The 23947-nt window shown below is 37.0% G+C and carries 19 protein-coding genes; 9 read left to right on the top strand and 10 right to left on the bottom strand.

Annotated features, from left to right (window positions below; translation table 11 throughout):
* Positions 1–8 precede the first annotated feature (8 nt).
* The 4 genes from HGD76_RS12525 to HGD76_RS12510 form a co-directional block, all read right to left on the bottom strand.
* Complete coding sequence (locus HGD76_RS12525) at positions 9–1310, bottom strand: P-loop NTPase fold protein (protein WP_168695978.1); 1302 nt, start codon at positions 1308–1310, stop codon at positions 9–11.
* 189 nt (positions 1311–1499) lie between these two features.
* On the bottom strand, positions 1500–3182 hold the full coding sequence (locus HGD76_RS12520; protein ID WP_168695977.1) for a serine/threonine-protein kinase: 1683 nt from the start codon (positions 3180–3182) through the stop codon (positions 1500–1502).
* Positions 3183–3386: 204 nt separating this feature from the next.
* Entirely contained in the window at positions 3387–5750 is a 2364-nt protein-coding gene (locus tag HGD76_RS12515; RefSeq protein ID WP_168695976.1) for a 7TM-DISM domain-containing protein, read from the bottom strand.
* A 33-nt stretch (positions 5751–5783) separates the two neighbouring features.
* On the bottom strand, positions 5784–7388 hold the full coding sequence (locus tag HGD76_RS12510) for a peptide ligase PGM1-related protein (RefSeq protein WP_168695975.1): 1605 nt from the start codon (positions 7386–7388) through the stop codon (positions 5784–5786).
* Positions 7389–7670: 282 nt separating this feature from the next.
* Between HGD76_RS12510 and HGD76_RS12505 the strand changes: the two genes are divergently transcribed.
* Together HGD76_RS12505 and HGD76_RS12500 are read left to right on the top strand one after the other, a co-directional pair.
* A complete protein-coding gene (locus HGD76_RS12505) occupies positions 7671–7928 on the top strand; it encodes a hypothetical protein (protein WP_168695974.1) in 258 nt (85 codons plus the stop codon).
* Positions 7929–8263: 335 nt separating this feature from the next.
* Positions 8264–9751 (top strand): site-2 protease family protein, encoded by a 1488-nt coding sequence (locus tag HGD76_RS12500; RefSeq protein ID WP_168695973.1) that lies wholly within the window; start codon positions 8264–8266, stop codon positions 9749–9751.
* Between the two features lie 129 nt (positions 9752–9880).
* Here HGD76_RS12500 and HGD76_RS12495 read toward each other — a convergent pair whose 3' ends face one another.
* The gene (locus tag HGD76_RS12495; RefSeq protein WP_168695972.1) at positions 9881–11098 is read right to left on the bottom strand and encodes a glycoside hydrolase family 10-like protein; all 1218 of its coding nucleotides are present in this window, start codon (positions 11096–11098) and stop codon (positions 9881–9883) included.
* Between the two features lie 140 nt (positions 11099–11238).
* The gene (locus HGD76_RS12490) at positions 11239–12366 is read right to left on the bottom strand and encodes a hypothetical protein (protein WP_168695971.1); all 1128 of its coding nucleotides are present in this window, start codon (positions 12364–12366) and stop codon (positions 11239–11241) included.
* A gap of 341 nt (positions 12367–12707) precedes the next feature.
* On the opposite strand from HGD76_RS12490, the gene HGD76_RS12485 reads away from it, so the two are divergent.
* Positions 12708–12968: a type II toxin-antitoxin system Phd/YefM family antitoxin gene (locus tag HGD76_RS12485; protein ID WP_168695970.1), complete on the top strand. Its 261-nt coding sequence runs from the start codon at positions 12708–12710 to the stop codon at positions 12966–12968.
* Positions 12969–12978: 10 nt separating this feature from the next.
* On the opposite strand, the gene coaBC is transcribed toward HGD76_RS12485, so the two are convergent.
* The 3 genes from coaBC to HGD76_RS12470 all read right to left on the bottom strand — a co-directional run bounded on the left by coaBC (position 12979) and on the right by HGD76_RS12470 (position 15339).
* On the bottom strand, positions 12979–14190 hold the full coding sequence (gene coaBC, locus HGD76_RS12480; protein ID WP_168695969.1) for a bifunctional phosphopantothenoylcysteine decarboxylase/phosphopantothenate--cysteine ligase CoaBC: 1212 nt from the start codon (positions 14188–14190) through the stop codon (positions 12979–12981).
* A gap of 164 nt (positions 14191–14354) precedes the next feature.
* Positions 14355–14567 (bottom strand): protein IsiD, encoded by a 213-nt coding sequence (isiD, locus tag HGD76_RS12475; RefSeq protein ID WP_148761297.1) that lies wholly within the window; start codon positions 14565–14567, stop codon positions 14355–14357.
* A gap of 139 nt (positions 14568–14706) precedes the next feature.
* Positions 14707–15339 carry an alpha/beta hydrolase gene (locus HGD76_RS12470; RefSeq protein ID WP_168695968.1) on the bottom strand — a complete coding sequence of 211 codons (633 nt, stop codon included), beginning with the start codon at positions 15337–15339 and terminating at the stop codon, positions 14707–14709.
* A gap of 183 nt (positions 15340–15522) precedes the next feature.
* Here HGD76_RS12470 and purH point away from each other — a divergent pair, with 183 nt between their 5' ends.
* Both purH and HGD76_RS12460 read left to right on the top strand, forming a co-directional pair.
* Positions 15523–17046, top strand: coding sequence for a bifunctional phosphoribosylaminoimidazolecarboxamide formyltransferase/IMP cyclohydrolase (gene purH, locus HGD76_RS12465; protein ID WP_168695967.1), 1524 nt, complete (start codon positions 15523–15525; stop codon positions 17044–17046).
* Positions 17047–17079: 33 nt separating this feature from the next.
* Positions 17080–17220: a hypothetical protein gene (locus HGD76_RS12460; protein ID WP_168695966.1), complete on the top strand. Its 141-nt coding sequence runs from the start codon at positions 17080–17082 to the stop codon at positions 17218–17220.
* A gap of 578 nt (positions 17221–17798) precedes the next feature.
* On the opposite strand, the gene HGD76_RS12455 is transcribed toward HGD76_RS12460, so the two are convergent.
* Positions 17799–18179 carry a hypothetical protein gene (locus HGD76_RS12455; RefSeq protein WP_015078555.1) on the bottom strand — a complete coding sequence of 127 codons (381 nt, stop codon included), beginning with the start codon at positions 18177–18179 and terminating at the stop codon, positions 17799–17801.
* An 870-nt stretch (positions 18180–19049) separates the two neighbouring features.
* Between HGD76_RS12455 and HGD76_RS12450 the strand changes: the two genes are divergently transcribed.
* The 4 genes from HGD76_RS12450 to HGD76_RS12435 all read left to right on the top strand — a co-directional run bounded on the left by HGD76_RS12450 (position 19050) and on the right by HGD76_RS12435 (position 23942).
* Entirely contained in the window at positions 19050–19529 is a 480-nt protein-coding gene (locus HGD76_RS12450; protein ID WP_015078557.1) for a YbjN domain-containing protein, read from the top strand.
* 35 nt (positions 19530–19564) lie between these two features.
* On the top strand, positions 19565–20290 hold the full coding sequence (locus HGD76_RS12445) for a lipoate--protein ligase family protein (protein ID WP_168695965.1): 726 nt from the start codon (positions 19565–19567) through the stop codon (positions 20288–20290).
* A 624-nt stretch (positions 20291–20914) separates the two neighbouring features.
* Positions 20915–21778, top strand: a complete 864-nt coding sequence (locus HGD76_RS12440; RefSeq protein WP_168695964.1) for a transcription factor RcaD — start codon at positions 20915–20917, stop codon at positions 21776–21778.
* A 58-nt stretch (positions 21779–21836) separates the two neighbouring features.
* Positions 21837–23942, top strand: coding sequence for an ATP-binding protein (locus tag HGD76_RS12435; protein ID WP_168695963.1), 2106 nt, complete (start codon positions 21837–21839; stop codon positions 23940–23942).
* Positions 23943–23947 lie beyond the last annotated feature (5 nt).

Below are 23947 nucleotides of genomic sequence, written 5' to 3'. Positions count from 1 at the left end.
TCACGTTTTTATAGAAAATTGTTAGCTTCTTGCCAACGTTGTAAATCCTCTATCAAAATAGGATTAATATCAAACCAAGATTTTTGTCTAGAATTGTAATAACCCAAAACGAGTTTGTTTTGTAAAAGCTCATCACAAATAATAAATTCGCCTTTTTTTGGTAAACTGTGGGTTTTAGAGGTTAACTTTCCAGTAATATGTACTGAATGAATTTCGGGATATTGATAATCATCTAAATTATATTCTCTGCGGACTTCTTGCACAGCTTCTTTTGCAATGTCCAAATCTACTAACTTCAATTTTTTCCGCTGTCCAATTTCACAAGCAGTCCGCGCCAATCTCACTAAATCTCGAATCACACCACCGCTTTTTTCACAAATCAGTTCTAAAGCATCAGGTGTAAATAAACCTTGATAATCATAGCCTAAGCTATCGAGACGTTTATTAATTATATTCACGAGAGTTTGTCTGCCTATATGATCAGGGTTATTTGTAGGACATAGATTATTATCACATTCAAAAACGGGAGGATTATTCAAATCCAAACATTTTTGAAAGCTTTCCATTGGTTGTCTAAAGTTCGGCGAATATCGCAAAGCAATGGGAATTGCATAGATAATATGACAGCTTAATTCTGTCAGCAATGAACTAGAAAACATATCCAAAGCTGTAACTAAATCATGTCTATCTAGTCCATCAACAATAATAAATAATTTTTGGTTATTTTCTTTTTCAGCAGCGATAATAATTTCATTAACGCTATCAATAATTTCCGTTAATTTTGGACGGACATTAACGGTTTTAGTGATTTCTCTAGTTAAGCCACGTTTGAGAATTAATCCTGCTTTTTCGATAAATTCTGGCATTCCCAAACCTTCAGTTTGAGTACCTTTATCTTGATAAACTACTGTCTTGAGTGCGTCCTGTAGTCTTGTTAATAATTTATCTTTTTTAAATAACCAATTAGATTTAATAGCTTGCTGTGCAATTTGCAAACCAATCAAAACTACAACTTCAGCATAGCCAATGTTATATCTATCTAACGCTGTTTGGGTATCTATCCAAATAACAGTATGTGTATTCGCTAATTTTTGTTCTAGTCGTCGCAGTTCAGTAGTTTTACCGCCTCCTCGATGACCTGCAAGTAAAAATTTTACTGGATCATCTTCCATTTCCAATAAACTAACAAGCTGGTCTACAGGACTATTATCTCTGGGGACGTAGAAATTTTGCAACTCTTCAGATGTAGCCAGAGGTTCTTCTGGTTTGAATCGCTGGTAAGCAGGTTTCCAAAAATTGGTATTACTCATATTAGTGATAAACTGGGCAAAAAGCTGTGTTTTAGGGTATTATCTTTATTTTAGTATTGTTTTTGCCCGTAGGAATCTTATATAAAAATAAAAATATTCCACTAGGGGGATTACAAAAGACATCTCCTAAAAAGATCGTAGAGACGTTCCATGGAACGTCTCTACAAGGGTTTCAAGAATTTTTAATTGTTATCGCCAACCTAACCAGCGTAAGCAAGGGACAACTAGGTAATAGCTTATACTCAAGGAAAAACTAATTAAGATACTCACTAAACTAAAAAAACCTATGGGTGAAAATACATCAAGCCCTTGTGGTTGACTGGAAAAATGGAATAAATGCAGTCTCAATCCTAACCGCACGAAAATGGCTATCAAGTTGGCGCTACCTAAACCTGCAATGACAGCATAAGCGATTTGATGACTGCGAAGACCTAAGCCGAGGGTTAAGAGGGGAAGTGAGATTAAAATCCATGTGACTAAGCTTTCCGCCGGATTTGGAGTGGTGATGAATTGACAAGCTATCCAGCCTAAACTGTAGCCAATTAAGCCCATTAAAGCTGTGATCAGAAACCGCCGCTTTTGTCCAAAACAGCCTGATAAGGTTAATCCCCAACCTGTTCCCAAACCTGCAAAACCATAAACTATAGTTTCTGCGGCTATATAAGGTTGTTTTTGGACTAATGTTGGTAATGGATAGGTTAGTAATTCTAGCCAGCGATCGCCTAAACTGGTATGGTAAGCCAGGACAAAACCAATTATAGTCCCGATTCCCGCGCAGATACTTGTCAGAATCATCACCCAAATAGTCGCCAAACAAGCTAATAAAAATTTATATATTCCCTCAATTATAAATACAGTAGTATTACTTATGAATTGAGTAATATCAGTAATTGATGTTACAACACAATGACCTGCGCTGATCAATAACCCCTTGTGTGGACGTAAAGAAGCAATCTTGATTAATCGCTTATGAATAATAGCTGCATCCGCTGGACGAAATTTCGGATCATCCTGTACCATCTCATCAATTAAATCCGCTAAATCTGATTTAATCTGTCGGTAATTACGCCAGCGTAATTTACCTGTCAGACTATCTTCTAAGTCTGGCGGATACTTACCTGTTAGTAGTTGAATTATAGTCCGTCCTAAAGCATAAAAATCTGCGGCTGGGCCAACATTACCACCGCGAATTTGTTCGTAAGGACTATAACCGGAGGAGTACAAGCGTGTAGATGTGGGATGCGATCGCAAAACTGAACCACTAAATTGTTTAGCGCCGCCAAAATCAATTAGCACCAATTTATCATCCTTCCCAGGGGTTGCGGGTGTAGAAGTACGCAACATTAAATTAGAAGGTTTTATATCTCGGTGAATAATTTGGCGTTGATGTAATTCCTGTAAAATCTGTACAGCTTGAATAAACCAACCTATTACCAAATCTTCGGAACAACCTTGAGGAGAATTTATTAATACTTCCTCTAAAGTGTAGCCATTGATTTTTTCCATCACCAAACATGGTAATTGATAGGGTTTAGGGTTAACCAAATTAATTTGAAAATATCCGTCAGCATCAACTGTAGGTACGCCAGAGTTACGGAAACTACTTAAAACTTCCGCTTCTTGCTTGAATAATTCCAGCGCCTTGGGTGAGGTTTCTACCAGCACCTTCAGCACTTTTTCTGTCTGTGTCTTTTCATCCCAAATTGTGTAAATTTGGGCAAATCCCCCCGCACCGAGAGGTTTAAGAGAGAAATAGCGATTTAACAGATGCAGCGGTGCGCCACAACTGTTACAGAATTTGTTTCCCCAGGGTTGAGGATAGGGACGTTGACAATGGGGATTTATGCAGTGAACCGAGAAGCAACCGTCCATTAAGGCTTTTAAAGATTAAAATATAAAAATCAATCAATTCTCACAACTACTAATTATCGGCTTTGGAGCATTTAAAATCAAGTTATTAACTATTTTCCAGAATGCTCAACCCATGTTTAATGTTAACACATGATTAGTATAGTGTATTTGTATTGTTAGCGTTAATGTTAATCATTGGAGTATAATTAAGCGGTAAATAAGTTTTTACTGTTCCCAGGGAATAATTACTGTAAATGTTGTTCCTTGTCCTACTTGACTATCTAAGATAATTTTGCCTTTGTGCAAATCTACACATTTTTTCACTATGGATAATCCCAAACCTGTGCCAGAAATCGAACCGACGTTAGAGGCTCTATAAAAAGATGTAAATAAATTAACCTGATCTTTTTCAGGAATACCGATGCCACTATCGGTGATTTTAAAGATCAGTTGGTCATTTTCTTTTGTTAAATTAAAATCAACTAAAGTTTTTCCAGGTGAGTATTTAATGGCATTAGTCAGTAAATTAGTCAGAATCTGATGCAAGAGTTTTTGATCAAAATTAACAATTAGAGAACTGTCTGTAACTCCTGCGCCTAAGTTCCAAGAAAAGTCAATGGTATGGTGCTGACAAGTAGTTTCTATTTTCTCTTTGAGATCATGACAGAAAGCAATTATATCACTTAATTCTGGGTTAAATTCTATTTTTTCAGCTTCGGTGCGGTTGATAGTGAGGACATCGTCTAGAAGTTGAATCATCCGAGTAATAGTTTCTTGGATAGTCTCTAGGTGTCCCTGTTTATTTTCTGAAGTGAGGCGATCGCCAAAGTTTTGTAAAATGCTTGTAGATGAGGAGATAATGGTTAGAGGTGTGCGAAACTCATGGGATGACATTGTCATAAAGCGCGATTTCATTTCGCTAATAGCCTTTTGTTTTTCTAGTGCCTCAATTATCTCATTTTTAGCTTGTTTAATTGGAGATATATCCCTAATAATAGATGCTAAACTAGTGGTTTTTGCTGTTAGCTGATCCTTGATTAATAAAAAATAAGCGATACTATAAATGATTGTTCCTGTTTTCAAGTTACAAAATTTTAATTCTCCTTCCCAACTTCCTATTTCTAATACAGTTGGCAAAATCTGTGATTCAAATAAATTTCGCTCCTCTGGACAAAGATAATCTAATATATTTACTTCTGAATCATAATTTTCACCAATTAAACCGATCATTTTCTTCGCCGCATCATTCATAAAAATTGTTTCTCCATTAAGATTAGTAATAGTAATAAATTCTGAACTATTTTCCACTATCATGGCTAGTTTTTGTTGTTCTGATGCTAGTTTGTTGCGTTCTTTTTTCAATAAATTAATATGATCGCTTAAAGCTATGGCTAAAAAAAATAATAAGCCAATTACTTGAAGACGAATAAATTCTTCAGTCAATGGATTGACAGAGAACCAACCAAGGTTGGTAGCACACAACATAGCTGTACCTAATAAAAAGCAGCTAAATGCTAAAATAGCAAATCGAGCCGGAGTAAAACCTTTAGACCAGATGTAGAAACTAGCATAAATCATCACTATAGACATAATTATCAACAACAACATAATAATAATGATGCTATTACGAACAGGAAAATACCAATTAAATAAAGTACATCCCACACTAGTCCAGCGAAACCAATTCATGAGTTTGTAGAGTTGATGACTATAAACACGCACTTGCAAAAATGAGATAAAGAAGCTGGAACAGCCTACTAGAATAATGCATAGAAATATTAATAAAACAGGAATGTTATATCCAGGAAATTCTGGCCATAGATATTGGAAGGCCAAACCATATCTGATAAAAAACTGACCAGTCAGACCAATTAGGAAAAGAACGTAGTATTGGTAAACGACATCTTTTAATAAGCAAACCAGCAGTAAATTTATGATTACAAAACTCAATAAAATCCCATAAAATCCACCCAGTAATAGTTGCTGGGTAGAACTACTTTTATAGTAAGCAAGAGGTGTCCAGAGAATGACATCAATGGCTATAGTTCCCTGACTGGTATATCGCAAATAAATAGTCTTTTCTTCATCTACAGCTAAAGGGAGGATAAATATAAGCTTACGATCTGACAGTTCACGATTAGAAAAAAGCAGTAAGCGACCAATTTGTTTTTTAATCCAGGTATTTCCTTGAGGAATATATAATTCCACCTGATCCACATTATTAGGTGCGCCTTGAAGATACCATTCTGAGGTGACAGTGCTATGATTTTGTAACTTTACCTTAGCCCAAATTGCAGATTTAGAGAAGCCCATATTCGGGATATCTGTTTGACTGGGGGTAAATTTTTGTGGCTGTTGACTAACATCTGCTATTGTTAACTGTTGGGTTGGATCTTGGAAAATTTCCAGATATTTCCCTAATTTATATTGTTTTTGTTGATCATGTAATACTACGGTATTGCTTGTTTCTAAGGGATTATTAGTGTTAGTAGGTGGGAACGTTCCCAACAAGATTACCACTCCCATCAGTGATAATAAAAACCATAATACAACTATAAAATACTTAGGTAAGTTCAGTTGCTTATACATTTGTGATATTTGTAACATAGCACCCTCAAAATTTTAACAACTATATCCATCTCCAGTTAGAGGAAAATTGTCATCAGAAAACATAGCACGATTAGTATAATCGCTGCTAGTTTCTTGATCAAGAACTTCAATAACTTTGTGATAAATGTCTTGGGCTTCTTGGGGAGAATCACCAATACTTGTTAATCCTAATTTACCAAACTGGGAAAGGCAACCCATAAGATGAAATACTGTACCTGTTTCCATGCCACTATCAAAATGTAGTCTATGGTGGGCGATAATATCCATTAAATCATTAGGTAATAATCCCTGATAACTAGCTTTTTGCAAATTGTCTGTGGCAATATAATATTTTGGTCTACCTTGTTGACTATAAAATAAACCCGTGGATAAATCATAACGACCATTAGTGAGGAATTTTAAAGTCATAAATGGGTGAGTTGTTCCCCCTTTACGAAGGTTAATTTCAATGGCTTGAATATCCCATTTACCATCACCTTTATCAACAGTCACAAAGTCAACTGCAAATCTTTCCAAAGCTCCTTTCTCTGCTAATTTTTTGCCAACTCTTAAACCTAATTCCTGTAACTCACAGCGATAATTTGCATCCGCAGGAAAACGACAACCTATATAAATTTGCCCGTCTGGACCCCCTAAAATTTGGTCATGGGTAGAAATAATTTCTACCTCTCCATTGGGTGTAATTCTGCCTTGAACACTGGGAGAGTTTTTGATTTCTCCTTCGATAAAAGCTTCAACAATTGCCCCTAATTCGGGAATGCGTTGGGAAAAATTTGCCCAGGTTTCTTGTAAAGATTGAAAGCGTAAATTTAGAAAGCGATCGCTAATAGCTGCTACCCTGTGAATATGATCAGCTTTTCCCGGTGCAAAATCCATTATTTGTCTTAAATCTAAGAGTGCATTTCCCTCTCCTGAAAACCCTTCATTCAACTTAATTACCATTCTTTGTAATGTGGGTTGACGTTCCCACAAATCAGCCGCAGCATTGGCTAGATCCTTGGTATTTCTGACTAACTCACTACCGTCGGGAAGAGGGACATCACTTTCTTTGAAAATTTGTCTGCTGCCGCTTTTTGTTCCCCAAATTTGTAAATCTGGTGCAGCAGCATATAAAGGTACACCCAACTTTAGAGATAATTCCGATTCCCAAAAAGTAGAATTATAACAGACCATAAAAGCCTTATCTAACCGCAAAGCCTTGTGAATTCTTTCTAATAAGCGAGGACGTTCCAATATTTTTTGACTCAGAGGTTTTAAAGAAGAATCATAAGTAGAAAGTAATAATAACCGATGACGAGCATGAGAAAAAGGAATACCAGGAAGTAATTGCAGATAATAGTCAATAATGCTAGGATGAAGCGGCATTGAAGTCACATAAATTAACCTAGTGCGGGGATTTCGTAACCGCATTAACGAAAAAAGTAACCTTTCCTCATAATGCTCACATCCTTCCACCTTGAGCAATTCCCGCTGATCTATACTCAAAGAAGGAATAATTAAAATATCCGCTTCACTATTATCGAATAACTCGCTAGTTTTCCAGCGATCGCGTAAAGTTAATTGTAAACTCCGAAATTTATCAACTTCCTGAAAATCATCAATATTTAGTGTCACCATATCCCCATACCCATACTACTTCCTTACCTAATATATACCCCAAGAGAGAGTGCAAATAAAGATTGTAAATGTATCGTTTTGTTAAATATAAAAATCTCCATCTCTTCATTCTCCACCTCTGCGACCTCTGCGCCTCTGCGGTTAGTTTAAAAAAATACAGTCCGCCACACAAACAAATGCCATATTAATTACTAAAAAATTCAGACTAAAGAGAGATGAATAAATATTTAATAACTAAGATAATCGCAAAATGGAAATAGATAAATACTAAAAAATCCACTTATGGCATCTCCAAAACCATTACATGATACAGAATTAGTAGATTGTGCTAGAGCAAACGCTAACCAGGGAATAGAAACCGCTGCGTGTCAGTGTGGTTATGGGGATGATATTAATACATTTGCTCAAGAATTACGCCAAGCTTGTGAAAAAATGAATTTGCAAGTTAAAGAACTCAAAGAATTGATTACCGATCAGGATATAATGTTAAAACTGGGTGCTGGAGAAATTATTGCCCCTGAAACAGCATCAGAACTTTGATACTGTCCTTTTGTAGCGAATTTTCAAATCATAAAAATTGCACTTTGTCAATTCTTTGACAAAAGAATATTACTTAAAGCCTGATAACTGCGTGTAGTGTCACCACAACATAGCGCAATTTGAGCAGAAAACAAATCAACTTATTTATTGATTTTATCCTCAAAAATGGTAAAATATATAGAAAAACAGACTTGTACTAGTACACAACGGCGTAAGTCAATCAACCATTAAAAATTTGACAAAAGCTTGTGTAATCTGCTTTTTTAATTTTTAATTTTTAATTTTTAATTCCGCACTGCGGTACTAGCTTCGGTCTCAATAGCAAAGGTTTAGAGATGTTGACTTCATCGGAAACTCCTATAATTGCAGCCATTGTGCTGATAGCGTCCGGCATTTTAGGCTGGGGCTTTTATCGCGCCAGACCTTTTGGTAAACTAGGCATCTTAGCCTGGTTACAATCCCTCGTTTTAATGACTCCCTGGCTTTTGTTCTTTGGATTATTTGCCGCTGGGATTTATATCAACATCGTTGGTATCTTGTTCTTAGTTGTAGCTTCCGCTGGATTGTATATTTTCCTGGGTAGAAAATTACGGGACGCGGGACAAGATGCTATTCTCAAACAACGGGCAACAGAGCGACTCGCTGCCCAAACTGCAAGCGAAGGTGATAAAGACAGTTCAGTCGTAGTATCAGAACTGCAATTAGCACCAACACCCATACCTGAAGCAGATTTAAGCCTAATTAGAGGCATTTTTGGCATTGACACATTTTTTGCCACCGAAACTATTCCCTACCAAGAAGGAGTAGTTTTTAAAGGCAACTTGCGCGGAGAACCAGAAGCCGTTCACAACCGACTGACGAAAACTTTACAAGAACGGTTAGATGATAAATATCGGCTGTTTTTGGTAGAAGATACTGACAGTAAACCTGTGATGATTGTTCTCCCTAGCCGCACAGACCCCCAACGCACCCAGTTAGCACAAAAAGCTTTTGCGGTGATCTTGTTCATAGCAACTATCGCTACCAGCTTAGAAGTGGGGGGTATATTACAGAATTTCGATTTATTCAGTAACCCCGAACGCTTTGCAGAAACCTTACCTATTGCCTTGGGTTTATTGGTAATTTTGATCTCTCACGAAGTGGGACATTGGCTATTAGCGCGTCGTCACCAAGTCAAATTAAGTTGGCCATTCTTTTTACCAGCAGTGCAAATTGGTTCTTTTGGGGCAATTACTCGGTTTGAGTCCCTTGTCCCTAGCCGTAATGCTTTATTTGATATTGCTTTGGCTGGACCGGCTTTTGGGGGGATTACTTCCCTGCTATTACTGGTAATAGGATTGCTACTGTCCCACCCAGGCAGTTTATTTCAATTACCCAATCAGTTTTTCCAAGGTTCAATTTTAGTCGGTAGCTTGGCACGAGTTGTCCTCGGTTCGGCTTTACAATCTCCGTTGGTGAATATTCATCCTTTGGTAATTGTTGGTTGGTTAGGATTAGTTATCACTGCGTTGAATTTAATGCCCGCTGGACAATTGGACGGGGGGAGGATTGTACAAGCGATTTATGGACGCAAAACCGCAGGGAGAACCACCTTTGCGACGATAGTTTTACTGGCTATCGTATCATTAGGTAATCCTTTGGCGATGTATTGGGCAATTGTGATTTTGTTTTTACAACGGGATTTAGAACGTCCTAGTTTGAATGAAATCAGTGAACCAGATGATGCTAGAGCGGCTTTATGTCTTTTGGCTTTGTTTTTAATGATTGCTACTCTTTTACCTTTAACTCCGGCTTTAGCTGGGCGTTTGGGTATCGGTAGTTAGGAATTTTGGCGTTGCATAGAATTATGTTTCGCGCAAAGGCGCAAAGGAGCAAAGGCGCAAAGTTTATGCTTTTAAATTTTTCACTTTCATCCTTTAATTCTGCAACGCCAGATTTTCTTTACCAATTTTCTAGGGTTTCCAATCTGCTAATAGGTTGGGGTAGTTTGTGGGTGTGGGGAATATTTTTTGCCATGTTTGTTGGCGTTTTTGGGGTTTTTCTTGGCTCATGTTCCAGAGGGTTTCGTAGAAGAAGAAGGAAACGCCGGCAAATTTTCTCTCTCGGACTTTTTCTATTTGGGTTTTGATTTGTTCCATGGGAACTGTACGATTTTTTAACCCACTTAAAATGCCAATGCTGACGGGAATATGAGTTTGGGCTTGTTTGACTTCGGGATATTCTAATTCGCTGATAAAGACGTTTAAATCATTTCGATAAATCTGTAAAACTAAATCTTCAATTATTCCCATTCTTTCCCATTTCTGCCAATCTGCAAGGAAGTATTCGTAGGAAAACCGCTGGGGATTAGGCGCAACGGAAACGATACAATATTTTTTATTTGCTTTAATTGCTGTAAAGACTCGCTTCATAAATTCGGTAATTTTGTTCGCTCTCCAATTTACCCATTCTGGATCTTTGAAGTCTGCGGGGGGAAGTTTACCTTGGTGTTCTTTTTTGTATAATGCTGTTGTGTAGGCATCATATCCTAGTTCTGATGGTAGTCCGAAATGATCATCAAATTGAATCCCATCAATGTCATAGTTTTTGACTATTTCGACTATCAAATCTTGAATAAATTTTTGCACTTCGGGACGAAAGGGATTTAACCAAACTCGGTTATGTGTTCCTTCTTTGACTATTTTTGTGCCATCTCTGCGGTTTGTCAACCAAGTAGGACGATTTTTAGCTAAAAGGGAATCAGCAGGAGCCATAAAGCCAAATTCAAACCAGGGAATTACTGTTAAATTTTGTTTATGTCCCTCGGTGACTATTTCTTTGAGCATATCTCGCTTTTGCAGTCCGGGGGTAGGGTCAACTGCTTTACCAATGACTTTGGCTGCGACTTTACTAGGATAAAGTGTATATCCCCAATTCCAGACGGCAGGATAAACGGTGTTAAAGTTGAGTTGTTGTAATGTTCGTAAACTTTGTTTTAGACGATTACTTTCAAATAAAACATCACTATCAATATTTGTTAACCATACTCCCCGTAATTCTGTGGATTTAGGAATTTGAGCATTTAAGGGGAATGATAGCATGAGGAAAGCAACCATACTCACGGTCATCATAGTTGCTAAAAATCCTAGTTTTTTAGTTTGACGCTGCCATTTTAAGAATATTTTCTTCATTGGTTATACGATTTTGGTTTGTTAAATTTAGTGTTTCGCGCAAAGACGCAAAGGAGCAAAGACGCAAAGGAAGAAAAAGATTAATTTGGAAATCATATCTACTTCTAGTCTATAACAAGAGATAGTTTTGAAAGGCTCTTCTAATAAGTAACTGTTCCTAAACAATCTTTGATAAATTCAATAATTATCTTAAAATCAACAAAATCCTCAGCCTTTCTTCTTTCTTCACATATCCATTTACAAAATTTCATTTTTTGAAATTCTTGAATTTGGTTTTCTTCTCCATAATCTCCATATTTGGTTTTTGGTAAATAAAATTCTTCTGTAAATAAATGATCAGGAAATAGATTTTCAATCCCTTTTTTGACTTTTCGATTCTTTTGTTGAGGGATTTTTCTGATTTTCAATAATTCATGATCTTCATTAGATTTATCAGTATCACAGTCATAAATTAATAATACTTTTCTAGTTAAGAATTTAGGGTTGGAAATCAGAACATCTCTGGTATTTTTTAAACCACCATCACCAGTATTTATACTTTTTCCTTTACCTATGGAAATTCCTACCCATTCAATATCAACTTGTGCTAAAATTTCCTTTTCTCCTAGTAATTCTAAAGCAGTTTTAATATAAATTGGGTCAGTTTCTCCTTCTGTTAAAACTAGGGGTTTATCACCTTTTTCTACAGTAGATTTGACTTCATCTTTAACGGCATTGATTTTTTCACAATAGTCAGAAAACATCCTTTGACCATGTTCAGACATGAGATAACTACAGTAGTCTTCCCAAACTTGAACTGACCAATGATCTAGTGTTTCTCGAAGATATTTATAATTAGGATTTTCTTTTCCATAACGATCAATTAAAAAATGTTCAGGATAACTAACTTCTGTAATAGCGGGTATATTATGACGTGCCATTATTGTTAATAAATAAATTCCCTCAGCTTCCCACATTCTGAGGTGTTGAATAACATAAGATAAATGAGCAGGATTAGAAGAATCTGCAACAACAACAATACAAAATCCCAAGTATAAAGGGTTATCATGTTCTCCCTCAAAATACCCTTTTTCAAACGCATCAATAATACCTTGTGCTTGATTGTCTTTTAAGACATTATCAATCCACCAATCAGGAATTTGTTTATTATTAAATCCATAACCACACATTACCCAAAAACTACCCACAATGTTTTGAGGATACTCTTCAAGTAATGATATTGTTCTCATGCAGATAGTAACGCCAATCCAAGGTAAATGCACAGTCATTTTCAAAAGTCCTATATATAAAATAGAAAAATGTGATTTTATTCTATTAAACAACAAAATCAAACAAATAATGCGCCATTTTCAACTTAGAACAAGCCGGAATTTCTACCTCTCTTCCTTCTTTATTAGGACTTACGTAAGTGTCACACTAAAAATCTGTTGTAGGGTGCGTCAGATATCAACAATCTGTTTATTTGCAGGATTTATGCAGTCTGACGCACCCTACCAATGTGCCAGTTGCGTAAGTCCTGTTTATCTAAAAACACCGCTTGGTTATTATCAATAATTCAAAGTTCATGTGATAGTGTACTCAAGTGTACACAATTTGTCAATTCACTATTATGGACATCCAATCTGTAGGCATTAAAGAATTTCGGGCTAATTTACATAAGTACACACAACAAGCATCTGAACCAATTGCAATTACTTCTCATGGAGTCCCAATAGGTTACTACATACCAACACAACCTACTCCTCAAAAACAAGATTTAATGGCTTTACAAGCAGCAGTCCAAAAGATCCAACAATTGCTGGAAACAAGAGGTATTAGTGAAGATGAATTATTTACAGATTTCCAGAATGCTAAAGAAAGTACAATATAATTTGATTCCATTAAACAATAAAATCAAACAAATAATGCGCCATTTCCAACTTAGAACAAGCCGGAATTTCTAACTCTCTTCCTGACTTATCTAAAAACACCGCTTGATTATTATCACTCCCAAAACCACTATCAACTTGATCAATAGGATTCGCTACAATTGCATCTAATTTCTTTCTTTGCAATTTTTCCCGCGCAGGAGTAATAATATCCCCAGTTTGTGCAGCAAAACCAATTAAATATTGATGGGGTTGTTTACGATTTCCCAGTTCAGCGACAATATCTGGTACTGCTGCTAGGGGAAGATTTTCGGGGAGCGATCGCTTGGGCAATTTTTCGCTACTATAATCTCTAGGCTTGACATCTGCAACTGCGGCTGACATGATAATTATATCTGCATTGCCTAAATGCTTGAACATTACCTGCTGCATTTCCTCCGCACTAACTACCGCAATTGCTTCTACTCCCAAAGGTACATCCCAATTCGCCGGACAATGGACTAATATTACCTTTGCGCCTCTGTGCAGTGCAGCCTGTGCCAAGGCTAAACCCATTTTACCAGTGGATGGATTGCCAATAAATCGCACCGGATCTAAATATTCTCGCGTTCCCCCAGCACTGATTAAAACCTGTTTCCCTGCTAAATCTCTCTTGCCTTGGGTGTGTAATAAAGATTGAATATAAACAAATATTTCGGCGGCTTCTGCCATTCTACCAGCACCAATGCGATCGCAAGCCAACAACCCAGAACCTGTTTCCATACCATAAAATCTGCTATCTGTCAATAGCTGCTGCCAATTTCTTTGTACTGCTACCTGTTGCCACATATCTGTATTCATGGCAGGTGCTAACAATACCGAACAAGTAGAAGCGAGAATAGTATTTGTTAGCAAATTATCCGCCATTCCATAAGCTAACTTAGCCAAAGTATTAGCAGTTAAAGGCGCAATCACAATTAAATCAGCCCATTCACCTAACTCAATATGCAAAGGACGAGAATAAATGGGCTGCCAAAAATTATCATCTGTATAAGCTTGATTACGGGATAAAGTAGATAAAGTTAAAGGAGTAATAAATTCTTGGGCAGATTTAGTGAGAATAACTCGCACTTCTAGACCCGATTTGAACAGTGTAGATACCAATTCACAGACTTTGTAGGCGGCTATACCACCGCCTACACAGATAATAACCCGTTTAGATTTGAGATTTGTAAATGATGGCATTTTGGGGCAAAATTCCGATTACCTTTGATTTTAGCCCGTCCCACCCAATCTAAAATCCCTGGTACACAACGGCGCAAGTAAACCAACCATTAAAAATCTGCAAAAGCTTGTGTAATCTGCTTTTTTAATTTTTAATTATTAATTTTTAATTCCGCCCTGCGGTGTTAGGCTTCGTCGTAAGCTTCTAAATCTAAGAGGTGGATATAGGCTTCAACTAACTCTGGACGCTGAAAAGCAATTGCTCGCAATAGATGCCAATCATTTAAACCCTCAAAAGCATTACTATAATTATCTAATTCCAGACGTGTAGCCAAATCCTGTACCTCTGTCGCTGTCATAGCAGAAATTTCTGTTTTGGAAATGCTTAGAGTTTTCATAATGCTTGCCCCTCCCTTTTGCAGCGCTTACATTCAGCTGAGGGTGGAGTTGATTCCACCTTTACTATCTTACTCATTAACGAGCATTAAATTTGTAAAAATTCTTGTGAATTTCACCGGAATTGTAAAAATTCTGTAACTAAAGCTGACCAATTGTGTTGACAACAAAAGTTCGTAGCACTTCTAGCATTTGGAAATTAATTTCATGTCCCATGGCAAATTCATGATATTCCACTGCTACACCTAGAGATTGTGCCACATCTCTCGACTTAATTGCCGCTTGGAGAGGAACAACTTCATCCTGTGTCCCGTGCATGATTAATGTTGGCGGAAAATTTCCTTGATTCAGCGTTGCCACACTAGGATGTAAATAGCCACTTATCACTACTAACCCTGCCAAGGGTAAGCTTAATCCTACATCTAAAGTCATCGCCCCACCTTGAGAAAATCCGCTCAAAATTGTGCGTGATAACGGTACACCTGTATTACTTTCTAAAGAGAGCAACCAATCTATCAGTAGTTGTTTACTTTCATTTAATCCATCATACATATTTTCCGTCCGCAGGTCATACCATGCCCTCCCTGTATCAGCATAAGGATAAGGATAGGGGGCATTGGGGAGTAAAAATTCGTAATCAGGTAAATTGACATGAGGGATTAAAGATGCCACATCTTGGGCATTTGCACCCCAACCATGTAGAGTGACGATTAAAGCGTCTGGTGTTTGGTTTTTTGGTGGAGAAACCCTAATAAAATCTAATGTTGGAGTCATGGATAATTGAGATAAGAATTAAAGATAATTGTAGGTTGGGTGGAGCGATAGCGTTACCCAACATTTTGAGATTTTGTTGGGTTTCCTTTGTCAATACTCCCCAGGCTAATTATGATTCTGACCATCCTTTCGGTAGAATGTTCATCACAGAAAGCAATTTAGTCCAAAGGAATCTGGGAAATTATGGCGCGTTTAGCCCTGCTGAGTGTATCTAATAAAACTGGTGTAGGCGATTTAGCCCGGAGTTTAGTTGAAGAATTTGGCTTTGATATCATCAGCAGTGGGGGAACAGCCAAAACCCTGAAAGATGCTGGCATACCAGTTACAAAAGTTTCTGATTATACAGGTTCACCGGAAATTTTAGGCGGTCGGGTGAAAACTCTTCATCCTCGCATTCATGGCGGTATTTTAGCACGGCGGGATGTCGAACAAGATATAACAGATTTAGAAAATAATCAAATTCGACCCATTGATTTGGTAGTTGTGAATCTTTATCCTTTTGCGGAAACTATTGCTAAACCAGGAGTTACCCTAGCTGACGCAGTGGAACAAATTGATATTGGTGGCCCGGCAATGTTAAGGGCTTCATCTAAAAATTACGCCCATTTGACGGTATTATGTGATCCTGCCCAATATGGTGAGTATTTGCAAGAATTACGCCAAAATGGAGCAGCATCTTTAGAGTTTCGCCAAAAATGCGCGTTAAAAGGATTTTTGCATACTGCTAGTTATGATCATGCCATTGCTGCCTATTTAGCTGGCACACAAACCCAAGAATTTACTATTTCCGGTACACAACTCCAATCTTTGCGTTATGGGGAAAACCCCCACCAACCCGCAGCCTGGTATCAAACAGGGAGTGAAGCCACAGGTTGGACAGCAGCGACTAAGTTGCAAGGCAAGGAACTCAGCTACAATAATTTGGTAGATTTGGAAGCTGCACGGCGGATAATTGCTGAATTTACAGATAGTCCCGCAGCAACAATTATCAAACATACTAATCCCTGTGGAACTGCGGAAGCAGCAGACATTTTTGACGCTTATCAAAAAGCTTTTAATGCTGATTCTACCTCTGCTTTTGGCGGAATTGTCGCTTTAAACCGTCCTATTGATGCAGCCACAGCGACGGAATTAACGAAGACATTCCTAGAGTGCGTGGTTGCTCCTGGTTGTGACGAAGCAGCCCAGGAAATTTTAACTAAAAAAGGTAATGTCCGAGTTTTGATTTTACCAGATTTATTGACTGGACCAAAAGAAACTGTGAAAGCAGTAGCAGGTGGGTTTTTAGTCCAATCTGCTGATGATATCATTGCCGATCCTAGTCAATGGCAAGTTGTCACGGAGCGTCAACCCACCCCCAGTGAGTTAGCGGAATTACTATTTGCCTGGAAAGTTTGCAAACACGTTAAATCCAATGCTATCGTCATAGCGAGCGATCGCACAACCTTGGGTATAGGGGCTGGACAAATGAACCGCGTTGGTTCGACAAAAATCGCTATCGAACAAGCTGGAGAAAAAGCCCAAGGAGCATTTCTCGCTAGTGACGGCTTCTTCCCCTTCGATGATACCGTCAGAGCCGCAGCAGCAGCCGGAATTACTGCCATTGTCCAACCAGGGGGAAGTCTCAAAGATAAAGACTCTATCAAAGCCGCTAATGAACTGGGTTTACTCATGGTTGTCACTGGTGTCAGGCACTTTTTACATTAGGTTAGTGGTCAGTGGTTAGTAGGGGCGAAGCATTTGGAAGATAAATTATCGGTCATTACAAAAAATAGTTCTCCAAATGCTTCGCCCGTACAGTTGTCATGGGGAAGAAAAATATTCTCTGTTCCCTCTTTCAAACAATTTCCAAAATTGTTGTCTCAGGTACTTGCCATTTGAAGAAAAGAGTGATAGGTTATATTTGTGTGTGAGGAGAAAATTTAAAAAGCGTCTGGGGTGGAAACACGGCAACACTCCCAGACGCTTTTTAATGTCAAAAATTTTTCTATAGCCAATAATCAACAAAACAGTAGAGATACTGGAAACTAAATGCTCGCTATCTATGCAAAACAGAGAATTCCAGAAATGTTTCGGCAATGATCTAATATTTTGGCAATTTGGCAGATAACTATTTTAGTTTAGAGCTTTAATTGAATATCAACAGGGTAAATAAGAAAGCTGAAAAGTTATTGATGTAAGGATTTTCCCAGTGCTAGAGACTTCTAGACCAGATCAAAAGTGGTAGATGCGGTGCTGTCAAACTGACCATAAATATGGCGACATTCCAATTCTAGCCACTGCTAACAGCTATTGGCTAAGGATCGCAAAGAAAATATAAATTAATTGAATTGACTGGTTGCCTAATGAATAAACGGAATGATTCAGTACAAAATTGCCATGATTGCCATGTCTGAGTACAAGTTAACTTGAAAATAGTTGGATTTTGAAAAAAGGATGAAAAATTAATATTTTAGGGCTTAATCACGAAGCATTTGGGAGATAATAGCATCAGCTTGTAATCTCTTGTAAGTCAAGTGAACTAGGTTAGCTTCATCTGATTGTCCACAAACATAGCAAGCTAGACTCAAGGCATCTAATAACATTAAAGTAGTAACGCCTTCCGCTGCTAAAGATGATATATACTGAGAAACGCCTTTAGCACAGGTTTCTGCTGGCATCAGTACCAGTAGCAACCGTAAACAATCGGCTGATGCCATCATTCCGTCTAATTCATGAGTCTGGGTGGCTAATTGAACAATTCCCAAAACGATTTGATTAGGGGAAATACCTTCCTTCATCAGTAGGCTAAAGAAGGAAGTTAAATGACATGGAGTGCTGTGATCAAGTTTAATATTCATAGTGCTTATTAAAATCAGTGTAACAATAATCGCAGATTTTTTGACTAATCCGGAAAAATCTCAAAAAAGTTTTCGGGTTTTTTTCGGGTTTTTCCGTCACATTCTAGAACCTTTTAACAGATAGCACCCCAATTTGTCAACTTGAGTTTTGATCAATCGCTGTACATTCGGCAACTCACAATTTAACTGATCGTTTTGTATCCCTTGATGCTGTAAATCAGTAAATTGTTCCTCTGCCATCATTTTTACATCTTTTAACATCAAACCGGCGAGTAATTTTTGTGCTACCCCTAAATAAACTGTTTTTGATAGCCTATTTTAACTGAAATTGGTAGCTTATGTAACCGATAGTAGGCATTGAATGATGTAATATAGACAAAATAGGGTTTTGTTTGTCTTTTATTAATGAGGCACAGTAGAGAGTTAGACAATAAATTCTAATATCTTTACTTGATGTTGACAGCCAATGAGGTTAAAGGTAACTTACATCTAATGGTTCTGGATGTAAACGCCTGAAACCGGGAAAAAATAATTAGGAAATTGACATATACAATAATAACTTGAGCCTATGTCATACTAATCAGTATGGCTGTGATCTTGATCAATACTTTCTCATCTTTTAATCAATACCTTCACCAAATTGAAAAAAGCTTTGATTTGTAGGTTAGGTTGTTTGCAGTAGCGTGTCAGAGACATAAACCATAATTCAATAAATGCGTTGAGTTGCGCTGTTTCTTAACCCAAGCTGCAAAAAATGGCGAATGTATGGCTGATATCTCAACTTTGAACAATAGACGAAGTAGATGCTGGCATTTTTGGTAGCATAATAGTAGATTAAGGCAGTAACTATATTTTTAGAGAAAAATCTGTATGGCAAGCTACCTAGAAGCCCAGTCTCCAGATGAGTTGTTGACTGAACTTATTGAAGACACCACAACCCCAAACCATGTGGAAGTAATTGAAAATGTGATTGATAGTCTAGCACAAGATCAAAGTGCAATGGTTAGTCATGCTGCTGAGGGTGGATATCTGTGGAAATTCCAATATGGCAGTATAGAAGTATTTGTGCAATTGACGGGAATTACTGATGAAGATACAATTACGGTTTGGTCTGCGGTGCTGAAGTTACCGGCTAAAAATGAACCAAAATTGACACGATATTTGTTAGAGATGAATTGTGTGAGTACCTTTGAAGCCCGGTTCGGGATTATTGATAATCAGGTGGTTGTGATTTCTACACGCACTTTAGCGGAGTTGTCACCAGGGGAAGTTTCTCGGATCATTACTATCGTTGCTAGTATTGCTGATGATAATGATGAATATCTGCAATCTGAGTTTGGTACAGTTTAAGTTTCCAGAATTTTAGTTTAGGGATGTGATATTTAATGCCGGATCAGCAGGTGTGGCGACTTATTCCGATTTTAGCGGCCGCTGGTGATGTTCAGATGGCTATAGACCGCTGGTTATTAGCACAGCATGAGTCAGGAAAACATCCGCCAACTTTACGTTTTTATACTTGGTCGCCACCCGCAATTTCTTTAGGTTATCATCAACGTCAATATCCCGAATTTTGGCAAAATTTGAGGTGGAAAGGTGAAAAATTGGCTTTGGTGCGCCGTCCTACAGGTGGTAGGGCTGTTTTACATCAAGGTGATTTAACTTACTCTGTGGTCACGTCTGGACTGAGGGGAAATCGGTTAGATGTGTATGCGAAGATTTGTGAGTTTTTGATTCAAGGATGGCGATCGCTCGATATAGAATTGTACTATGGCCAAGCTGGACGCGGTTATATTCACAATCCTAATTGTTTTGGGACTGCGACAGGTGCAGATTTAGTTTTAGCAGATGGTTCTAAACTGATTGGTAGCGCCCAATTACGGAAAGGTGACGCAATTCTTCAACATGGTTCTATGCGGTTAAATCCAGATCCGGAGTTGTTTGGAAAGGTATTTAATCAAGAGTTTTTTCATCCTATCCAATTTCCAGAAACTATCAATCAAGAAACAATAATTAAGGCTTTAATAGCCGCAGCTTGTGATTGTTTTGCTATGGAAATAGAGGTAATACCTTTGTCTCAAAATGAGTGGAATTTGATTTTAGCAAATTGTTGATTAGGGTAGGTTTTTAGGTGTTGCTGAGTAAAAGTATGATTTTATTATGCCTACGGCACGCTGCGCGAACACGCAGAGACGCTCCAGGGGCAGAGAGTAAGGGTTTGAGAGATGGAATTTTCGACTTTCATACCCCAATTCACCAACGCCGGTTTTTATTCTACTCTATAATTTTTTCTCACTCAGAGACGCGGAGGTGTAGAGAGAAATCAGGTCTATTTTAGTTTTTGTCTTTGGTATGATGTTTACTTTTTAGATTTTCATGTTTTATTTGCAGTTCATACCATTCGTTTAAACAGTATTCATTTTGTGATTGTTTTGGTATGGAAATAGAGATAATACCTTATGTGGTGGAATTCATTTAATATCTGTATAAAATTTTTCTAAAAAAGTCCAATGGATAGAAGATCCAAGTCTTCCCAGTTTTTTCCTGTCATGGAAGCTTGTAGAAAAACTCTAGAAAAAACCTGTCGTTTACTTAGAACGTAATCAGTGAAAACTTGGATAATATTTTGAGTTTTTAGTGAAAAATCGCTCTTATTAGAGTTAATATGGAAACTGTGTGTTATTTTTTTGTGATTCGCGCTAAAGTAGTCAAGTATCGAATACAGCAAGACTAACCGTATGGAAACGAAAGAGTTAAAGTTCATCTTAAAACTGTTGGGATGTCCCAATTATCGTACTGGCTTGAGTTCCAGCATTTTTGATAGTTTTAAAAGTGAGAAAAACAAAATTTGTCGAGATTTGGGGGAACTGGAATATGTAGACTATTCCCGCGAAATTGCCACAGTCAAGATTTTACCTCCTGGTCAAGCACTATTGAAACTTGACTCTACACAGTTACCTATTGATAATCAAGAACTCAAGGTACTGGAGAAGATAAGTAAAAGTTCTGGAAAAATAGCCCCCAGTGAAATCAAAGTTTCAGGACTAAAATCTGATGAAAGAGATGTAATCTTAAAAACCTTGAGTGAACGAGGTTTGATTGCTGCTGAAATTAAGATGAAAATGCGTAACGCTGATGTTTGGTTAACAGAAAGAGGTATTAAGGTTTTGCGGGATGAATATAATCCCGAAGGAAAAGCAAATATAGACTTTAATTTGCTGGGTAATTATGTGCAGTTTTTGCGGAAGAATTTGCGAGTTAAGTCAGAAAAAGTTTCTATTTTAGTTTCTGATAATTCTGATAATGTGGAATCATATTCTGATATTAATAGCAATATTAGTGATGAAGAAATTTTAGAGACTATCAAGAAATTAGATCGGGAATTGGGTACAGAGAATTATTTACCAATTTTCCATTTACGGCAAAAGTTACAACCGCCTTTATTACGAGATGATTTAGATCAGGCGTTGTATAGATTGCAAAAAAGTGACAAAATTGATTTTAGTACCTTACAAGAATCTAGTGCTTATACACCAGAACAAATTGACGCGGGAATTCCTCAAAATATTGGTGGACAACTGTTCTTTATCATAGTTAATTAACAGGTTTTCCAATATTTTTCATTTTTTCATCACTTCCTCCTCTCACAAATGTGTATCTATGACAGACATTAACGACATTATTAAACGCGAGGTCAACCCTTTTGACATCGAAATGAAACATTTAGAGTTTTGGTCTGACGAAGAAGACTCATTACTTATGGTTGAGTCAATTCATAAAAATGCAATCATAGAAATTGAAGAATTACTAGATTTAGTGGGTGAAGATCATCGTAGTCGTACAGTTTTACTAGAAGGTGAATCTGGTTCTGGCAAAACTTATTTACTAAGACGGATTAAACGCTCATTTAATAGCAAAGCATTTTTTGCTTATATTCTATGTGACTGGCCTGATAGTACCCACATTTGGCGGCATATTTTACGTCGTACTGTTGATAGTTTAATTCAAGTTCCTGAAGATAAAAAGGAATCACAGTTAATGTTGTGGCTGAAAAGTTTAACCGCATTTACAAGAAGTGATATAAAACAAAGAATATTTAATGATAATTTTTGGGAAGCATTACAAAGTAATCGGCAAAAATTTATCAAACACCTGAAAGATACTTATAAAAAAGCAGGTATTTATAACCCTGATATGTTTTTTGGAGTGCTGCATGATCTCGCAAATCCAGAATTATATGATTTAGCTTGTGAATGGCTGCGTGGTGATGATTTAAATGAAGATTCTATGAAGGCAATCAAGGTCAAGTCCTGCATTGATACAGAAGATGCTGCAAAAAATATCTTAGCAAACTTTGGCAGAATTTCTACGCAAACCCAACCGATTGTTTTATGTTTTGACAATTTAGAAACTATGCCTCAATTACCAGAAGGTTTCCTGGATATACAACCTTTTTTAAATGTCAATACAACAATTCATGGGAATAATTTAAAAAATTTCTTGGTGATAATTAGCGTTATTACTAATAATTGGAATCGGCATCTTGACCGAATTTTCCTAGCTGATAAAGCAGGAATACATAGAAAAACTAGGTTAAAAGATATTACACTCGAACAAGCAGAAGCACTCTGGACTTATCACTTAAAACCATTACATCAACTAGCAAATCCCAGACCTGAATCTCCTATTTTTCCACTAAATCGGGAAATGTTGGAGAAAAACTACCCCGGTAGTAAAACTAAACCTAGAAATGCACTAACTCTAGGTCGTGATGAATATCAAAAATATAAAGGTTCATTATTAGATGAAAAACCAAAGCCCGAACCAGTTACAATACAAATAAAGGTGACAACACCCAATGAAAAAACTGTTCCTAAACCTATAATCATTGTTCCACCACGATCTCAAGATAATCAAGATACAATTCAAGCAGAATTTCAATTATTATGGCAGCACGAATATACAAAAAGTCAGGGGAAAATTACCAAGATTTCTTTGTTATCATCACCTGATTTAATTCAGATGTTGCAACAGTCTATATCTAGTTTAAAAATGCAGGGGGTTAAGACTAAACTTTTAAGCGGAAAGTATGCTAGTTATTCCTTGAGTTATCAACATCCTACCAAGCGGGAAAAATTGGGTATAGTTTGGACAGAAGACTCAAGTATGACCAGTTTTTATCATGTAATGAACGCTTGTCAAATAGCCATTCAAAAAAATCTCTGTCAAACTATGTACTTAATTCGTGGTGGGGATTTAGGAAAACCAAACATGGCGGGAAATCAACTCTATAGACAGATTTTTACCAACACTAATCATGTTCATATTAAACCAAGTCTACAGTCTATTTACTATTTGGCAACATATCAAAGTTTGGTAAATTCTGCCAAATCTCAAGAATTAGTAATTGGTAGGAAAATGATTAATTTACAAAGATTAGAAACTTTAATTAATGAATCTGAGATTTTGAATCAATGTACTTTATTACAGGATTTAGGTATTGTTTCTAAATCAAATCCAAAACCAGAACCAAATGGTAAAGAAGGAAAAGATTTAAGACCTGTTAAAAATTTCCTATTAAATCTCGTGAAAACTCAAGCATTTATGGGAGTACCTACTTTAATTTCACAAGCAGTTAGCCAATTTCCTGATGTGAAAGAAACTGATATTCAACATTTAATTGATCTATTATGTCAAGAAAAGAAGGTTAAGATTATGAACCCAAAAGCTAAATTACCAGATCAATTAATTTGTTTAATTGCTTAAATTCA

The sequence above is a fragment of the Dolichospermum flos-aquae CCAP 1403/13F genome, from assembly GCF_012516395.1.
Lineage (GTDB): Bacteria > Cyanobacteriota > Cyanobacteriia > Cyanobacteriales > Nostocaceae > Dolichospermum > Dolichospermum lemmermannii.
Note: the sequence above shows the minus strand (reverse complement) of the source record. Positions and strands in the feature narration are given on the sequence as shown.